Consider the following 17,985-nt stretch of genomic DNA (forward strand, 5'->3'; position numbering starts at 1 on the left):
GCGTGATGGTATGGACCAATTTTATGGAGGGCGATAAGGATAGTAGATTCAGAATTATGAGACATAACTGATTAGACTATAGAAGTTCAGATTGAACAGACTTAACTAAGTCAGTACGAAATCTTGACCATGACCACTGTTGTGCATACGAAATAATGTACTCGCGATCGATTCCATGAGAAAGAACCTTATATTCGAGATTTTGAAGGGATTGACTAAGAGAAAGAGGATCGCCAGCTGGAATGATCTCTGAACAAGTTTGATCTGCAATGTCAGGAAGGCCAGTGTTAGCAGTGCCTAGACAAAAACAGCCGCGGGATAAAGCCTCGAGATAGACATATCCGAAGCCTTCAACGAGGGAAGGCATAACAAAAACATCAGAAGTGTTAAAAAGATGATCTAAATGATTAGCAGTAACCGAAGGTAAGATGTCTACAGAAGATGCCAAAGAATAGGATGTTTGTATCTGAGGGTCGCAATGGCGGCAGACAATGGTTAATTTAGAATGGGACAAGTTTGCTGATGACCAGGCCTCAAGTAGATGATGTAAGCCTTTCCTATGCAGTCCACTTCCGACATAAAGAAAATTACACTTAGTGCTTTTATCGAAAGAATGAAGCTGGAGAGAAGGAATATAATCAATGCCAAATGGAATAACTTTAATTCGGTCATGTGGTATGCCTGTTTTAACACAGGTATATGCAGTGAAACTGCTGTTACAGATCACAAGATCAGAAAGGGAAAGTTCGGTTTGGTTGGTAGTATCCCTGAGGTCAGCCAATATCTGAGCTTTAGCATTAGTAAGTAGTGGGTAACGTTCTAAATCACGAAGCAAAATTTTAGAACTTTCACCTATGTGAGGATGATATTGAACTAAACCTTTTTTGATATTAGCTGAAGATGATGCTACAAATGCTTGATAGGCGTAGCCCATATGAAGCAAAAAAGCAGAGCCATACTTTTCAGCAATCCGCAATGCACTCCAACTTATGGGATCCTGGTCATCACCGAATCGACCTGAAAGTGAAGGGAAAAGGGATTGAAAAAAACGAGTGAATACGAGGCGTCGGCTACTATGGACATATTGTGATGGAAGAAGAGACGAGTTCCTTTGGCTCAGCTTGTCAAATAGGCGAAACTGTGAGCAATAAGAAGCTTGAACGACTGGAAGAAATTTATCAGGTAAATAGAAATCAGTTACATGACACTGTAAAAGTTTTGCTTCATATAAAGCAATAGCGACTTGATAAGAGTCTCGTCGTCCAGAGGCTGCTGTAACTATTTTCATGAATATAAAATGTCGCAAATACGAGCAACTGAGTTCTGCCACTCAAAGTTCAACGAATTAATGGCTAAACGAGATCTCATAAGCAAATAAGAGTCGTAATCAGACATCAAATGGGAAATATAATTGCCAACAGTTTCAACAGACGGATAGGCGGAAAATAGTTTCCCACATTCATCTCCAGTAAAGGTAGATGAGATCCCTCCAACGTCATGGGTAAGGACCGGGACAGCAAGACGAAAACACTCAACGTTTGAAATACCGTAAGCCTCAAACAACGAGAACAGAGTTCCAAAATGCCAACTGGAAATTTCACGTATAAATTTTGAATGCTCCGTGTGCTTGTCAATAAAACCAACGTATTGAATAAGTGGAGATTTAGGTAGATCAGATAATGAAGGACCTACAACTCGGACAATTGCTGGTATACCAATTGAATTTAAATAAGAGGCTAACTGGAGAACAAAGGGACCACCCTTACGCTGCCAGTCCTTCCCCAAAAATCCTAATTTAAGCGGTAACGCATGAGTAGGAGCAGGAAGTGTCAGATTGATGTCTAATCGGTTAAGGACTGAACAATTAAAGTTAGCTCCGGCAGGAACAATATGGACGCGATCGGAAGGTATTTGATAATCATTGATTACAGATTGCGCTGCCCACTTGGACATGGTTATTACAGCACCAGCAGACAAATACGCATTACGTTCACGGGCAAAAACGTCTTGTTTGAGTGAGTGAGAGAGTCTATGGCCTGTCTGGTAAATCTCAAATAACTGCTTATTTGTTGCATCAATATAAAAACTAACTTTCCAGTTATCTGGATATGGGTAAGGAGGTAATAACGGGAAATGACTGAGAAATTGAAGATTCTGACTTGGACTAAATCCTTGGGAAATTGCTTGCGACCATAAAGAATTAACGCTTGATTTACTGTATTGAAATCCGCCAGGCTTACCGGTCAAAAATAATCTAGAGATATTCCAAAGCAAACGTCTAAAAAGAAGTCTGCTGGGGTCAAGACTTGGCCCAGCTACTAGTAAGCCTTTCTTCGAAGCCGCATGAAGAATATAGTATGGAATGTTGCTCCAGGTTGATATCTCGTTGGGATTGCCGCAACATACAAGTTGATAAGTCATTGATCTAGCAATGTAAACCAAGCATCAGCTGACATCTGGATATCGTAGTCCTTAGCACGCTTAGAGGATGCCTGGGATAAGGAAGTTCTAAATGACTCATCAGAGAATACTTTAAATAAAGCATCACACCAAGATTGAATATTAGCGCAGGGAACTAATAATCCTGCATTGCCATGATCTAGCACCTCACGACAAGCAGGTACATCAGAGGCAATGACAGGTAGGCCAGCTGCCATTGCTTCAATCAAGACAATGCCAAATCCTTCTGAAGCAGTCGTAGAGAAAGCAAAGCAATCAACAGAGCCAAGCAGTTCAGGAACATCAAGACGATTCCCAAGGAAATTGACTGAAGAAGCGAGGTCGTACCTTTGGACTAGGCTCTCTAGAGAACTTCTAGTTGGACCGTCACCAACTAAATAAAGTTCCCAGTCTGGGTTACTGGCGTTAGCAAAAGCTTTGATAAGAGTAGCTTGATCTTTGATTTGATCCAAGCGTGCAACCATCATCACCTTAAATGCATTAGATTTATGAGTAAGAGACAGTGAATTCAAAGAACGAGCGGCAATTAAATCTGTAGCACATCCATTGGGAATAACCTTGCATGAGTAGTGCACAGGAAGCAACCCTTTAATTGAATCAGCCACTGCATCAGAACAACAGACTAAATGAACACGTAAAAAAAGAAGGGCTCTAAGCAAACAGAACCATTTGAAGCGCTTAATTGAAGCCCGTGGAGCAGTATTTTGCAGACAAATTGCAATTACCTTCGGACCATTCAAGCGAAATGCCGCAATCAGCCACAACAAAGAAAGGTTACAAGGATATATAACCACTGAATCAAATGTGTGGAATTTTGGCAATAATATAAGTCGAACAAATAGGGATATTCCACGATTTGTTGTCTGATAGATAGCCTGTAAATTTCCAGCAGAAATCAATTGCTGAAATGTTGGCAGCAAATTAGTAGAAGAGGGGTCAATATTAAGTAGATAAGAGGCGAAGTTATTCGGAGTACTTCGAATCAATTGAAGAGCCAAGTTCTCTATGCCAGCCGCATGAAAACCAGACAAGACATGAAGTAGTTTGTTAGATGTCATTAGAGGATAAAGCCGAGTTCACGACCATAAGAAACAGCACTTTCTGGTACAGAGAACTTGCTTATAGCCCTCTCATATGCTGCTTTGACTCGTTGCTGGGTTTCAGTCTTATTGGAAAGAACATGAAGAATCCCTTTAGCCATTGCAGAAGGATCTCTCTCCTTTACTAATAAGCCACAGGTATTACCTAATAAGACTTCCCGACAAGCTCCTACATCTGTTGCAACAATAGGAACTTTAGCTGCCATTGCTTCAGCAAGTGCAATACCAAAACCTTCATCTTTAAGTGCCTGAAAAGCAAAAACATCGCATTGGCTTAAAAGGTCAGCAACATCTCGTCGAGATCCTAGAAGTTTCACATAGTCATTGAGTTCAAGCTGGTTAATCAACTGCTCAAGTTCAGGTCGTCGACTACCTTCACCAATCAGCCATACCTCAACAGGGGTCCCTTGTGACTTAAGAATAGAGGCAGCTCTGATAAGTGTTGGTTGATCCTTATGTACTTCAAGACGAGCTGTCATCACAACACGAGGTGGGGTAGCTGGGATCGGTGATCTAGGTTTTGGGCTAACAAAGGCCTCTAAATCACAGGAATTGTAGATAGTAGTTGCCTCAAAGGCGGACACTTGAAAATCTCTGATTGTTAGATCATACAAATAATCTGAACAGCAAATAAGTTTGGAGGTAAATGGTCGCCCAAGTTGAACTAAAAACTTAAATTTCTGAAATGATGAACCTGTCCAAATAGGAGGGGGATTGCCAACATAAGCACAAATATGCCTTGTTCCTGCAAGACGGGCACCTATTGCAGTAAATGCATGCCAACCCAAGGGGAAACTCATAATACTGCGAACGCTAAATGTTCTGCACAAAGTGTATGTATGAATCAACAGGTTGATATACCTCGAAAGGCCTCTACCCATGGGCGAGAAATGGATAGGAATACCGATTAAATTAAAATCCTCCAACATGTCGAGTGGTTCTTGCTGAAGAACCATAAGCTGCACTTCAAAACCATTGGCTTTCCATTCCCGTGCTAGCTGCAATGCAAGTTGAGGGGTCCCTTCCGCAACGAGCGACATTAAAACAATCAGAACATCGACCTTCGTTCTTTTTGATCGATGCATGGGAGCTCACACAGTTGAAGGAATGAATCCTAGGCTGGAATGGTGCTGATACTAGGCGGTGACAAGGCTTTGTAGTTGAGCAAGCAATCTAGAAGCAATGGGCTCGATTCCAAATCTTGACTCGACATCTGCACGACACTGTGTGCGGCTGATACGCGACAATTTACGGACTGCCTCTGCAAAGACAAGAGGATCAGGTTCTTCAGGTGAGCACAGGAATCCATTAAAGCCGTCCTTTACGACATCAGGAGTAGACGCCCTATTGGTCGCAATGACAGGAGTGCCACAAGCCAAGGATTCTGTCATCACAATCCCAAAGGGTTCATCCCATCTAATTGGAAAGAGAAGTGCTTCAGCTCTTCCAAGTAAATGCTGCTTTACTACATCATCAACAGTTCCAAGCCATCGAACTTGACCCGAGAAAAGGTGAGGTTGGATTTTATGTTTAAAAAATTCCATTGCACCTGGTTCGTTTGGAACAGGACCTGCAATCAGGAGTGGCTTAGAGGCCAGTTGTGCTGCTTTGATAGCTACGTCAACACCTTTATTTGAGGTTAAACGACCAAGAAATGCCAAATAGCCGCCATCTCCGGAGCCCAGAGAATATCTATTTGCAGCAATTGGATTCGGGACCATTATGCTTGGAGAACTGAATTTAACACTTTGATGTTGATGTGAACTAATGCACTGGAAAAGAATTTTACCTCTTACACGCTGCTCAGCAAAATCTACCTGGAGCTGATCAATTGGATTTTCGAAGATCTGCAAAATCGGAACTTTTAAGTACAAAAGACTTTCAAGATAGTCAAACCGTCCAAAGTTGCAGACAACATCACATTCTCTCGATGCGATAATGCTTTGAAGCTGAAACTGAATCTTTCTACGTGCCCTGCTAAATTTATGCTTTGAAGGAGGATAATGAATAAAGAGTCGTCCTGAGGCGTATCTTCTGGAGCCAGGACCAGCCAGTAGATCTACGGTATGTCCGAGCCTAGTAAACTCAGCAGCAAATAAATCAGCCACGCGCTCAATTCCACCGTAAAAGACTGGTGGAACAGGATGATCGGGGTCAACTATAATCAAGATCTTCATTTCAAGTATTATCGAGAACCCTCAGAATAGAAGACACAAAGACATCAACTCCATAGGACATCTCATGAAAACTGTCAATGTAATTAAGGCACATTTTTTGTCTTCTAATTAACTCACTTGCAGGCATGGATAAAAGTTCTTTGAAAATAGATGAAAGAAACGCTACGGAAGTAAGCTTCTGCTTTGGAAAATCACTCAGATTAATAACACAATCTTTTAATTCATTAGGTAGAGAACCAGGAGCTCCAATGTAAATAGGTATACTTCCAGCTGACATTGAATCAAAGATCTTTTCTGAAATATAACCAGAATTGCCCAGGTAATTTTCACATGCGATTGTGAAGGTTGAATCGCACAAGGACGTCACCTTACTCCCAGGAAGCATACCCAGAGGAGAAGACCGAATCTTGAGACGTCGATCAGGCAGCAAGCGTGAGAGCCAGCCTGAGCCTCCATTTGACCAATTACGACCACACAAGAAAAAGCTTAGTCCGTAGGAAGCAAAAGAGGCTAAAACCAAAGACTGGCGTACCGTATAGGCCCCGTAATACTCATCTCGGAAAATAGCGGAAAATGGTATTTTCCAACCTTGCAGGTATTGCCAGATAACGGGCCAGCCTGACCAGCCCAAGTGATATTGGAAATTACGACGCCAACCGCTGCTGTGCGCATTTCCAACATAGGCACAAAAGTAAGACCTTTTGGAGGGTGGCTTAGTTCGCAGTAAGGACAGATTTGAAGGGCGGTGAAATCTAAACGGCAATCTATAATGACTTATATAAGAAGGGCATGTAAGTAGTCTATTGTATGTCAATACATGGGCAAATTGCTTCAGGTTAGCGATGCAGTGTTGTGCATGACGTTCCAAAGGAGTTTCAGCAACAAGCAATATTATTGGTACATGTTTATGGTTTGAGATTAATTCATGAAAATCACTTTTTTTAACAGGAAGGTCAACCAAGATAATTAAATCTGGAGCTATGGATCTAGAAGTGAACTCAGATATACCGCCAAGTGAAGCCCCTAGGGACTGGAGCTGGGCTGCTAGAACCCAAAAAGGGAAACACCAATAGAAACTAGCCTCTGATCCATGTTGTGAATGAATAGCAGAGACAAGCTTCTCCAATTCATCTCTCTGAGTTGGAATATAACACCCAATCGATGGCAAAAATGGTGGATGATTGTAAGACTCCTCCTTCATACCCCATGCGACAGCGACCTTAGAGAACCTCATGGTTGCGTGGTCGGACTAGACTGCTGTAGCCAGAGTCGATGGTACAAACCATCGGTCTTAATCAAAGAGGAATGTGTTCCTGCTTGAATAATTTTGCCCTGGTCTAAAACAATAATTTGATCAGCATTTACGATAGTGCTTAGTCGATGTGCAATAACTAAGACAGTACAGTCTCCCCGAAGTCGTTGGATAGCATCTTGGACAAGCCTTTCACTTTCAGTGTCAAGAGCGCTCGTTGCTTCGTCAAGAATTAACAGCTCAGGCCGTTTTAATAGGGCACGCGCCAAAGACAAACGCTGACGCTGTCCACCTGAAAGTTTGTAACCTCGCTCACCCACAAGGGTATTATAGCCATCAGGCAATTTATCAATGAAGCCTGATGCTTGCGACAAGGCTGCAGAATGTTTGATATCAACTAAAGAGATGTCATCAAGTCCAAAAGAAAGGTTGTCTGCAATAGATGCATTAAATAAAAAGGTATCTTGGCTAACAACACCTAATCTTTTCTGCCAAGAGGGTAGGGCAATTGATGATAGCAAAGTATTGTTAATTGTGAGTTGCCCAAATGTTGGCTCATACAACCCGATTAGCAAATCAGCAATTGAACTTTTGCCTGCTCCACTTGGACCAACAAGGGCCACGGTTTGACCAGCATGTATACGAAAACTTACATCTGACAAAGCAAAGTCTGCATTATCATTATATTGCAATGAAACAGATGTTAGCTCAATTGAATTCAACTTGTCGGTAAAATCAACTCCCGTTGTGCGGCGATATTGCTTGTCTCTAGTCTCTAATATTTCATTGGTAAGCTGCAACAAACCTGCATTATTTGCAAGGGCATTAAATGACAATGCCATGCCTCCCATGCGGGCATTTAGCCGTTGCAAGGCAATGACAAAAGCAACCAGACTTGGCAGTAGATTACTTGCTCTGTCTTCAAAGAGTACCAGACTCAAACTAACCATCAAAGAGACGGCAACTATGGGCAAGAAAGATGTGATTGGATCTAGGAGAGCCAACTTTTGGGTTTGACGCAGATTGGCGGATTCCATCTCTGACAACAACGACTGAAATTTTTTATCGGTGTAATCAAGTTTTCCGGTTGTATGAAGAAGTCGCAAAGCTTGATAGTCTTCGACAGCGCGTGCACTGATCGATTGAGCTATCGAGGCTTGCCTGAGAGCACCTCTTCGTAAACGCGGCTCTAGAAATTTTTGCAGTAAAGAGATTGCCAAAGCCAGTACAATTGCAATTAACAGCAACCAAGGCGAAATAGTCAAGAGAACGAAAATATATGTAAGTGACATGATCAATCCGACACATAGATCACTTATTGCCTCAATTTCTATTTGAACTGCTGCAGGACCACTAGCAGCGTAGTTAGTTAATTCTCCGACCTTAAACCGGCTAGCACAGGGAAATGAGAAGCCTAAAATCTGGCGATGAATCAAACCTGTTATGGTTGCACCAGTTTTTGCAGAGAAAAAGCCTACGCAAACCTTATTTACGTATTTCATGGATGACTGCATTGCCTGAGCAAATACAGCAAACAACATCAATACAATGACAAGAGATGTGCCAGACCATGGGAGGGTGAAAAGGCCTAAGGGGGTGACATCTTTTGACCCTGAAGAAATGACATCTACAGCTAAATAAATAACTCCTAAAGTGGCACCCTCAGAAAGCGCTGAAACAAGGCTTGTTGAAAAGCTGACTAATATTAAAGGCCAATTTCTAACGGCTGTTTTAAGTATTAAATGATTTGCCGGAGTCCTTAGGAATTTCCTCGATAGAAAATAATGTAATTTAGAATAAATATCAATAGCCATAATAATCCCGGTACCAACGTGTGAATCTATCGATTCCGTGACTCAGGTGTGTCGAAGGAGAGAAGCCAATCCAAGATTCGAGCAAGCGCGTATCAGCAGCTGTTGACTGCACATCACCAGGTTGCATAGGCTCAAATTGCTTTATAGCTGTGATACCCAAAGAAACTTCCAATGCTTCAATGAAATTCAGCAGGGAGGTTGGTGAGCTATTCCCTATGTTGAAAATTCGGTGTGGGGCCCAGCTACACGATGAGTCTGGAATGTGAGAATTAAAATCAGGACTAGGAGTTGCGGGCTTAGCCAAAACACGCACTATCCCCTCCACAATGTCGTCTATAAAAGTAAAATCTCTGGACATATTACCGTTGTTGAACACTTTGATGGGTAACCCTTTCAATATTGCATTTGCAAAGAGCATGGGGGCCATATCGGGACGCCCCCATGGACCATAGACAGTAAAAAAGCGCAGCCCAGTTGCAGGAAACCCATATAAATGGCTATAGCTGTGAGCCATTAACTCATTCGCTTTTTTAGATGCAGCATAAAGACTGACGGGATGATCTACAGCCTGTGTTTCTTGGAATGGAACATTCTTATTGCCACCATATACTGAACTACTAGAAGCATATACAAGATGCTCTATATGTTGTTCTCTGCACCCTTCAAGAATATGCCCAAAACCCACTAAATTACTCTGTATGTATGCAGATGGATTCTGAAGAGAGTACCGAACGCCGGCCTGGGCTGCCAAATGGACAACAGCACTCGGTTTGACATCTCGAAATAAATTATGAACAGCAGCCTGGTCAGCTATATCTAATTCAAGGAAACTCCAATCGAGGTTTTTATTAATGGATTCGATTCGTTTTAATCTAGAGAGTTTTAGAGTTCGGTCATAATAGGAGTTTAAATTATCAACACCAACAACAGAGACTCCATCGCTTAACAAGCGCTCCGATACTGCAGCTCCTATGAAACCTGCGGCTCCTGTAACGATAACCTTGGAAATCATGACTCCGCCTCTTGGGAAGGTATAAGTCGTTTTTTGAAATCAGCTATCGTGGCATCTAGTCCTTCGGAAAGATTAATTTTGGGGTGCCAATTTAATGCACTCTTGGCAAGCTCAATAACCGGTTGTCGTTGCAATGGATCGTCCTGAGGCAGGGGCTCCAACACAAACTCTAGGGAGGGATTGATGCGATCACGAACTAATTCGGCCAATTGACGAATGGTGAATTCACCAGGATTGCCAAGATTCATTGGGCCAGTATTGTCGCTCTCCATCAATTTCAGAAAGCCCTGTACCAAATCATCCACATAACAAAATGAACGTGTTTGAGTCCCTTCGCCATAGAGGGTAAGCGGCTGACCCCGAAGCGCCTGAACGATGAAGTTACTGACCACACGGCCATCATTTTCCAACATACGAGGCCCATAGGTATTGAAGATGCGAGCTACACGAACCTGCACACCATGCATTCGGTGGTAATCAAAACAAAGCGTTTCAGCAATGCGTTTGCCTTCGTCATAGCAGCTGCGAATACCAATCGGATTTACGCAGCCTCGATAACTTTCAGGCTGCGGATGCACTTCGGGATCGCCATACACCTCACTAGTGCTTGCCAAGAGCAGACGGGCCCCAACACGACGGGCCAAACCAAGCATGTTGTATGTGCCCAAAAAACTAGTCTTAGCAGTTTTGATGGGGTTGAACTGATAATGAACTGGTGAGGCTGGACAGGCCAAATGCCATATCCGGTCTACCTCCAATTTAATTGGCTCAGTGACATCGTGCCGAATCAACTCAAAATTCGGATGACCTATCCAATGACGAATGTTTTCCTTTCGTCCTGTGAAGTAGTTATCCAAACAAATAACTTCATCACCACGCTCCATCAAACGATCAACAAGGTGAGAGCCGACAAAACCAGCCCCACCAGTTACCAAGTGCCTTTGTGTCATTAGCCTTCTCCCACGGTCCAAACTTGTAATCCAGCAGAAAGGGCTGCTTGTTTATCAGCTGTTGCTCTGGTGTCAAACAACCAAGCAGGGCGCCGCATGACAGAAGAGACAGCCTTCCAATCCAGACTGTTGAAATGATTCCATTCCGTAAGGATCAAAACAGCATCAGCCCCTTGACAAGCAAGCACAGGGTCAGTTGCTTGCTTCCAACTAGAATCTCCATCAGTCGGTGGGACTCCTAAATCACGCTGAATCTGCTCAGTAGAAACCTTTGGATCAAAAATACTGAGCTGAGCCCCTTCCTCCAGAAGATCTTTTGCAATACGAATCGCTGGTGATTCTCTAGTGTCATTCGTATCAGCTTTAAAAGCAAAGCCAAGTAAAGCAATCGTCTTACCTGCAACCGTATTAAAAAGCCGCTGAACAACCAATTTTGCAATACGTCGCTGCTGCCAATTATTCAGACTGACAACTTGCTCCCAGTACTCAGCAACCTCAACTAAGCCATAGTGACGACAGAGATAAACGAGGTTGAGAATATCCTTCTGGAAACAACTACCACCAAAACCAGGCCCGCTCTTAAGAAAGCGAGAACCAATTCGTGAATCAGTCCCAATCGCGCATGCCACTTCCTTGACATCAGCCCCAGTAGCTTCACAAAGTGCTGCAATTGAATTAATCGATGACACTCGCTGAGCGAGAAAAGCATTGGCCGTCAGTTTGCTGAGCTCACTGCTCCACAAATTGGTACGCAAAATACGCTCACTAGGAACCCATTGGCTGTAAATACCAGCCAATGCCTCTAGAGCGTCAGCATCCTGTCCCCCAATAAGCACTCGATCCGGTGACTCCAAATCAGCAATAGCAGTGCCCTCCGCAAGAAACTCAGGATTGGAGAGAACAGAAAAACTTTTTGCGGTCCCATCCCCACTTTGTTGAGATGCGGACAGGATGGTTTGAACTGTCTCGGCTGTACGCACTGGAAGAGTGCTTTTTTCCACAACAATGGTGTGGCCCTGAGCAGCTTCAGCAACCTGGCGCGTACAGGCTTCAATCCAGCGCAAATCAGAGGCCTGCCCAGCGCCAACGCCTCGGGTTTTTGTTGGGGTATTGACAGACAGAAACACCATGTCCGCAGAGGCAATTGCAGCATCGACTTCGGTGCTGAAATGCAGATTGCGGCCACGCGACCTGGCCACGACAGCGTCAAGACCTGGTTCGTAGACAGGCAAGCAGGTCAGGTCTGGGGCATTCCAAGCAGCAATCCTCTCGGCATTGAGATCGACGACCGTGACCTGGATCTCAGGACAATGGTCTGCAATGACAGCCATCGTTGGACCCCCGACGTAACCAGCTCCCATGCAACAAATTGAGCGAACGGGAGGGGGGGTCATCCAACAGGTTCCAAGCTTGGGCATTTTGCCCCATACACTGCGTAGCTCAATGCCTTTGCACCATGGCCAAGATCGCTTTGATCACTGGCATCACTGGCCAAGACGGGAGCTACTTAGCTGAGCTGCTCCTGGAGAAGGGGTATGAGGTGCATGGAATCAAGCGCCGGGCAAGCAGTTTCAACACGAGCCGTATCGACCACCTGTATCAGGATCCTCACGAAGAAAGCCCCCAACTAGTGCTGCACTACGGCGACCTCACCGACAGCAGCAACCTGATCAGGATCATTCAGCAGGTGCAGCCCGATGAGATTTACAACCTGGGAGCCCAAAGCCATGTAGCGGTAAGTTTCGAAGCTCCTGAATACACCGCCAATTGCGACGCTCTTGGCACCTTAAGAATCCTTGAGGCCGTACGGATGCTGGGTCTAACGCAAAAAACACGGATCTATCAAGCCAGCACAAGCGAGCTCTATGGTCTCGTGCAAGAGACACCGCAACGAGAGAGCACCCCTTTCTATCCGCGAAGTCCCTACGGGGTGGCAAAGCTTTACGGCTACTGGATAACGGTGAACTACCGCGAAAGCTACGGGATGTATTGCTGCAACGGTCTGTTGTTCAACCATGAGAGTCCAAGGCGTGGTGAGACGTTCGTTACACGGAAAATCACCAGAGGCTTAGCCCGTATTGATGCAGGCCTAGAGGATTGCCTCTACATGGGTAACCTCGACTCTCTACGCGACTGGGGACATGCGCGCGACTATGTCGAAATGCAGTGGCGGATGCTGCAACAAGACAGTCCTGAAGATTTCGTTATTGCAACTGGTCGGCAAGAATCTGTGAGACGATTTATTGAACTGAGCGCAAAAGCTCTGGGATGGGGTGGGATTACATGGGATGGCACCGAGCTCAACGAAATAGGTCGCCGGACAGACACCAATGAGGTCGTTGTGAGAATTGACCCCAGGTACTTCAGACCAGCTGAGGTCGAGACTCTCTTGGGTGATCCAACCAAAGCACACAGCAAGCTCGGCTGGACCCCCACCACTACGTTGGAAGAACTTGTCAAAGAAATGATTGATCACGACCGAGAAGATGCCAGCAAAGAAGCTTGTTTGCGCCGAGAAGGCTTCACTGTTGTCGGCACTGCACAAGAGTGATTGACGAATGAGCGCCACTTTTCTGATTAATAAGAATGATCGAATCTTCATTGCAGGCCATCGTGGAATGGCGGGGAATGCGATCTGCCGTGCATTGAAGGCGCAAGGCTACAAAAACCAATTGACAGCAACTCGAGATGAACTTGATTTAAGCAACGCCTCTGCTGTTAAAAGCTGGTTCAGCAGACAAAAGCCCGATGTAGTCGTGCTAGCAGCTGCAAAAGTTGGGGGAATACTAGCCAACAACAACTACCCAGCTGATTTTCTTCTTGAAAATCTAAAAATACAAAACAATGTCATTGAAGAGGCCTGGAAACATGGCGTACGACGCCTTCTGTTCTTGGGAAGTAGCTGTATTTATCCAAAGCTTGCTGCACAGCCCATCAAGGAAGAAAGCCTATTGACTGGTGCTTTGGAGACAACAAACGAATGGTATGCAACTGCAAAAATTGCTGGCATTCAACTTTGCCGAGCATTACGCCTTCAGCATAATTTTGACGCAATCAGCCTAATGCCAACAAACCTCTATGGGCCTGGAGATAACTATCATCCAAGCCATAGCCACGTAATGGCAGCCTTAATTAGACGATTTAGCGAGGCAAAAGTCAATCAACTAAAGGAAGTGGTTTGCTGGGGGACTGGATCACCAAAGAGAGAATTCCTTCACGTTGATGATTTAGCAGATGCTGCTGTATTTTGCCTAGAACACTGGCAGATTAAACAGCCTGGCAAGGAGCCGGACATACTCAATGTTGGCACAGGTCGTGACATTAGTATCAAGGCTTTAGCTAGTCTATTGGCTCAAATGACAGGATATGAAGGGAAAATCATTTGGGATGAAAGCAAGCCAGACGGAACTCCGCGCAAACTTCTAAATGTCAACAAACTCAAAAGCCTGGGTTGGGAAGCGCAAATAGATCTAGAGGCAGGCCTTGAGCAGGTGGTTTCTGATTACCAGAGCAAGATGGGTTACACACAATAGCTGTTAACCATCTACAAGCCTCTTCGAAAAAGAGCCAGAAAATGGCATCCCAAGAAATAACCCAGACCAGAAAACTGTTACAGGCCAATGGGCATAAGAGAGATCAAATATACCTGAGATACCGACATAAAACAGAAACATGATCCATGTACTATCAATTAATGAGTTCGCACTTTTTGGGAGTGCTCGATACGTCGAACACATAATATATGCAAGCGAGCCAAGAGCGATAAGACCCATTAACCCTGAACCAGCCCATACTTGAACATACAGGTTGTGTGCATGATCAGGAGATGAAGAAAGAATTTTTACTGGTGATGAGCAAAGCTCTTTCAAAGACTCAAAACCTGAGCCATAAACTAAATTCCCTTCATTACTAAAAGGAAGCTTGAGGAAACACTTCAGAGCCTCAAGTCGGCCTAATTCAGAGCCAAAGAAAGGACTGGCATCAGGGGGATAATTAAAATAAAGATATAAAGTTCTAGTCAAAAGAATAAGCAATGCCAAGGCACCACCAATCGTAAAAAATCTAACCACTCTTGAGCGAAAGCCAAATTTATTAAATAATCCGGCATACATCGAAACTATAACTGAAACAAGGGCAGCTCTTGAGCCTGTCATCCAAAGAAGTGAGCATGATATTAAGAGAAAGACAACCGCAATCCCGCACAGAAAATGAGATTTAGGGATAAAGAATAAAAGCGAGAATGCAGCCAAAGAAGCCAATCCAATTAAATAGGCATTTTGATTGACGCCTGCTAACTCATTGGGAATCCAAGGTCTTGACGTAACCAATGAAAGAGAGGGAAGCAATGAAAGCGGAAGCAGAATAAAAATACGTTTCCACCTATGCGTGTTCACAAAAGCCGAGGATCCAAGCGCCACCGCAAAAAGCAAAGCATCTGTAATTGAGACAGGGTGTGGAGCAGAATTAACAAATAAACTATGTGCAGAAAAGAGCAAAGCAAAAATCAATGGCAATGCAAAGAAACGCTGCGATTGTTTTGAAATTTGGAAGTTAATAAAAAGCCATATAAAAACTGGAATCGTGCTTAAGCCGGGATCTAGTCCTGGAAGCAGAAATAAAGTAATTGATACCGGCAAGAGAAAATCAATAGGGGTAACAAACCAGGTTAAAAAGAATGGGCTTACTGACATAGCAACCAATCAACATAGTTAATAGACAGGAATTCAGAGGCTTTTTGTCGCGCAGATTTCGACATACGATCTAATTGAGAATTACTAACAATGTTCGGATTACGGAGTTTGGAAATTAACTCAACATGCTCGGGCCGGAGTTCAGGACCAGGCAATCCAAGATCGAAGCCGTTAATTCCATCATCTAGCTGCTCAGACCAACCACCTGTCTGACTTCTTAATAGCGGGTGGCCCAATGCCATCGATTCAGCCGAAACCAGGGAGAAGGTTTCTTCAAGTGAGCAACAGACAGCAACATTGGCTTTCACCATTGCTCGTAGCGCATCGGATTTAGCACCATGATGCGTCCAATGAAATGAGTCCCCTAACAATTTTTGACCACGGCGAATAACTTCACGAGTGAATGCTGCGTATGGTCCTTGCTCTAAGCCAATAAAGGAGAGCTCGATTGGCCTCAGATGCTTTTGTTGGGCATCTGATTGAGCGAGAGCTTGTTCGAGCACTCGCAGCAACCAAAGGTGTCCCTTTTGACCTGCTCCAGCCATCGCAGTGAGCTGAAAATGAAGTGTGTCAAAAGATGGTGTTGGTGAATTAACCAGAACTTGAGACTTCTTGTCAAAAGAAAGCTTTGGAATCTGACGCTCTAGATTTTTACCAAAGTAGTCAAGCCAATGTTGATAGCGTTTCAAAATCAGCTGAGAGGGAACCCTCAGGCGCACATTCTCATTTTCTAAAAGCAACTTTAATCTTTGTGTTTGAGCTGAATGAGGCAACCAAATCCTGGGATTGGCTTCGTGCGCAAACCAATCAAGACGGCTGATCTGCCCTTGCTCAAGCCATGTTTGAGCAAGATTCACAACATCTTCTGGCACAGCCAGGCTATTTAATAGAATCCGATCATTGAACTTAGGCGTAGGTGGCAGTTCACCTAGTTCAAGAATTTCACAGGAAAAGCCCTCTTGAGATAGCTCCGTATGGAGCTTGGAATGACGCTGATCATGTTTTCCACCCCAACTAATCAGCCGGAGTTGTGTTCGCATACCATTCTCTGCCAACTCTCGAACAATGTCTGCCAAGACAAGCGGAGCACCCGTATTCGTGAAATTGTGGGTATAGATCCAAAAAATATTGTTTTTATTCATACAGCCCTCCTCAGTTCACGCCATCGAGATGAATAGGGATCGATGCAGCGACGGCCACCCAACTTCTCGGTCCAAAGCTCACGAAAGCGAGGAAGTTCAGCTGGAACTTTAGCCAAAGTACGGCTTGCTGATTCAAAATGAGTCCAACGGCTGGCTGGATCTAAAATCACTGATAAACCTAATTCACGTGCTCTAAGGCAAAAATCAACATCGCCGTAATTGACAGGTAGATCTTCCCGTAAGCCGTTCAGAGAACTCCAAAGAGCAGTGCGGCACATGCAAACCGCTGCTGTGACTGCCTGGAACTGACGCGGTGCGGCCAAGAGGCCAACAGGCAAGCGTTTAGGCCATAAGCCTGCCCAAGGATGACTTGGAGCAACGTTATCAATTGCCACACCACCATGTTGGACGCGACCACCCGGATACAAGAGCAAGCTTCCAACAACACCAATCGTGGGATCCTCCAACAAAGCAGTCATGGAACCAAGGGCCTCAGGTTCCAAAAGCTCAGTGTCGTCATTGAGCTGCAATAAGTATTTTCCTGAGGCACTTGATGCAGCAAGATTCATTCTCAAGCTGTAGCTGTAAGGACGAAAATCGCTACAGTGGATCCACCGATTAGGGCCAAGAGAAGCCTCTACAATATTTTTAAATTCAAGAATTTGCTCATCAGTAAACTCGCCACCATCTACAAGAATAATCTCTAGATTTCGATAGTCAGATCGTTGTAGCAAGGTTGTGAGGCAATGGCGAAACAACATTGTGCCGCGACCATTAACTGACTTGAAAAAGCCTCCACTTGGAATCAAGACACTGATAAGTTCTTGATTTTTTGGCTTAGCTGGTTGCGCAGGTTCGTGCTTGTACTGAGAACACACAGCTAGTGGTAATGGGACATGGGTCCATCGGGTCAATCCGATTTCACGAAATACGGTTAATCGCCACTGGGGACGAAGAGCTGGGTCTTCAGGAGGCAGTCCATGCTGAGCAATCAATGAGCTTGCCAACAGCAACGGACCATCAAAAAAACCTGTTTGGGCATCTAAATAGGAGTCAAGTTGCCCTTTCTCTCGCCAGCGCAACCGATCACCATTGCGGGACGGGACCCAGTCATCGCAACTCACAACCTGCGCATTGCTACGAGCTTGGCGAATCCGCAGTAACCGATCAAGTCGACGGTGATCAGCTCTGCTGAGGTGCCAAGACGCAGGTGTCCAGAGAACAAAATCCTTATCTGTGCTCAGCCGCCAAGGCAAAGACTCCAACCCAGGCTGCGCGGCAATAATGCGACGACGCAACCAATCCGCCAGACGATTGCCGCGCCAGCGTTCCAGCTTGATGATGAAGCGAACAGGAACCAGCAGACGTCGCCGGATCTTGGTCAATG

General features: G+C 44.6%; 15 protein-coding genes. 2 read left to right on the forward strand and 13 right to left on the reverse strand.

Annotated elements, in window-relative coordinates:
* Positions 1 to 76: 76 nt before the first annotated feature.
* The 10 genes from SIB46_RS07390 to SIB46_RS07435 are packed head-to-tail and all read right to left on the reverse strand — an operon-like array spanning position 77 to position 12,159.
* Complete coding sequence (locus tag SIB46_RS07390; RefSeq protein WP_413295527.1) at positions 77 to 1,288, reverse strand: glycosyltransferase family 4 protein; 1,212 nt, start codon at positions 1,286 to 1,288, stop codon at positions 77 to 79.
* Positions 1,285 to 2,421, reverse strand: coding sequence for a hypothetical protein (locus tag SIB46_RS07395; RefSeq protein WP_413295528.1), 1,137 nt, complete (start codon positions 2,419 to 2,421; stop codon positions 1,285 to 1,287). The genes SIB46_RS07390 and SIB46_RS07395 overlap by 4 nt, the downstream gene beginning before the upstream one ends.
* Positions 2,418 to 3,518 (reverse strand): glycosyltransferase, encoded by a 1,101-nt coding sequence (locus SIB46_RS07400; protein ID WP_413295529.1) that lies wholly within the window; start codon positions 3,516 to 3,518, stop codon positions 2,418 to 2,420. The genes SIB46_RS07395 and SIB46_RS07400 overlap by 4 nt, the downstream gene beginning before the upstream one ends.
* Positions 3,518 to 4,645, reverse strand: coding sequence for a glycosyltransferase (locus tag SIB46_RS07405; RefSeq protein ID WP_413295530.1), 1,128 nt, complete (start codon positions 4,643 to 4,645; stop codon positions 3,518 to 3,520). The genes SIB46_RS07400 and SIB46_RS07405 overlap by 1 nt, the downstream gene beginning before the upstream one ends.
* A 51-nt stretch (positions 4,646 to 4,696) precedes the next feature.
* Positions 4,697 to 5,737 carry a glycosyltransferase gene (locus SIB46_RS07410; protein ID WP_413295531.1) on the reverse strand — a complete coding sequence of 347 codons (1,041 nt, stop codon included), beginning with the start codon at positions 5,735 to 5,737 and terminating at the stop codon, positions 4,697 to 4,699.
* Between the two features lies 1 nt (position 5,738).
* Positions 5,739 to 6,971 (reverse strand): hypothetical protein, encoded by a 1,233-nt coding sequence (locus SIB46_RS07415; protein WP_413295532.1) that lies wholly within the window; start codon positions 6,969 to 6,971, stop codon positions 5,739 to 5,741.
* On the reverse strand, positions 6,968 to 8,803 hold the full coding sequence (locus SIB46_RS07420; RefSeq protein WP_413295533.1) for an ABC transporter ATP-binding protein: 1,836 nt from the start codon (positions 8,801 to 8,803) through the stop codon (positions 6,968 to 6,970). The genes SIB46_RS07415 and SIB46_RS07420 overlap by 4 nt, the downstream gene beginning before the upstream one ends.
* The gene (locus SIB46_RS07425) at positions 8,793 to 9,815 is read right to left on the reverse strand and encodes an NAD-dependent epimerase (protein WP_413295534.1); all 1,023 of its coding nucleotides are present in this window, start codon (positions 9,813 to 9,815) and stop codon (positions 8,793 to 8,795) included. Before SIB46_RS07425 ends, SIB46_RS07420 begins: the two co-directional genes overlap by 11 nt.
* Positions 9,812 to 10,765, reverse strand: coding sequence for a UDP-glucuronic acid decarboxylase family protein (locus tag SIB46_RS07430; RefSeq protein ID WP_413295535.1), 954 nt, complete (start codon positions 10,763 to 10,765; stop codon positions 9,812 to 9,814). The genes SIB46_RS07425 and SIB46_RS07430 overlap by 4 nt, the downstream gene beginning before the upstream one ends.
* Positions 10,765 to 12,159: a nucleotide sugar dehydrogenase gene (locus SIB46_RS07435; RefSeq protein ID WP_413295536.1), complete on the reverse strand. Its 1,395-nt coding sequence runs from the start codon at positions 12,157 to 12,159 to the stop codon at positions 10,765 to 10,767. Before SIB46_RS07435 ends, SIB46_RS07430 begins: the two co-directional genes overlap by 1 nt.
* A gap of 62 nt (positions 12,160 to 12,221) precedes the next feature.
* Between SIB46_RS07435 and gmd the strand changes: the two genes are divergently transcribed.
* Positions 12,222 to 13,316, forward strand: a complete 1,095-nt coding sequence (gene gmd / locus SIB46_RS07440) for a GDP-mannose 4,6-dehydratase (RefSeq protein WP_413295537.1) — start codon at positions 12,222 to 12,224, stop codon at positions 13,314 to 13,316.
* Positions 13,317 to 13,323: 7 nt separating this feature from the next.
* The gene (locus SIB46_RS07445; protein WP_413295538.1) at positions 13,324 to 14,298 is read left to right on the forward strand and encodes a GDP-L-fucose synthase family protein; all 975 of its coding nucleotides are present in this window, start codon (positions 13,324 to 13,326) and stop codon (positions 14,296 to 14,298) included.
* A gap of 3 nt (positions 14,299 to 14,301) precedes the next feature.
* Here SIB46_RS07445 and SIB46_RS07450 read toward each other — a convergent pair whose 3' ends face one another.
* From SIB46_RS07450 to SIB46_RS07460, 3 genes are read right to left on the reverse strand one after another with little or no spacing between them, the layout of a single operon-like run.
* Positions 14,302 to 15,456 (reverse strand): O-antigen ligase family protein, encoded by a 1,155-nt coding sequence (locus SIB46_RS07450; protein WP_413295539.1) that lies wholly within the window; start codon positions 15,454 to 15,456, stop codon positions 14,302 to 14,304.
* The gene (locus SIB46_RS07455) at positions 15,447 to 16,598 is read right to left on the reverse strand and encodes a glycosyltransferase (RefSeq protein ID WP_413295540.1); all 1,152 of its coding nucleotides are present in this window, start codon (positions 16,596 to 16,598) and stop codon (positions 15,447 to 15,449) included. Before SIB46_RS07455 ends, SIB46_RS07450 begins: the two co-directional genes overlap by 10 nt.
* A complete protein-coding gene (locus SIB46_RS07460; RefSeq protein WP_413295541.1) occupies positions 16,595 to 17,983 on the reverse strand; it encodes a glycosyltransferase in 1,389 nt (462 codons plus the stop codon). Before SIB46_RS07460 ends, SIB46_RS07455 begins: the two co-directional genes overlap by 4 nt.
* Positions 17,984 to 17,985: the final 2 nt, after the last annotated feature.

Origin of the sequence: Synechococcus sp. MIT S9452, assembly GCF_047304245.1 — a bacterium.
In the GTDB taxonomy this organism is placed as follows: Bacteria; Cyanobacteriota; Cyanobacteriia; order PCC-6307; family Cyanobiaceae; genus RCC307.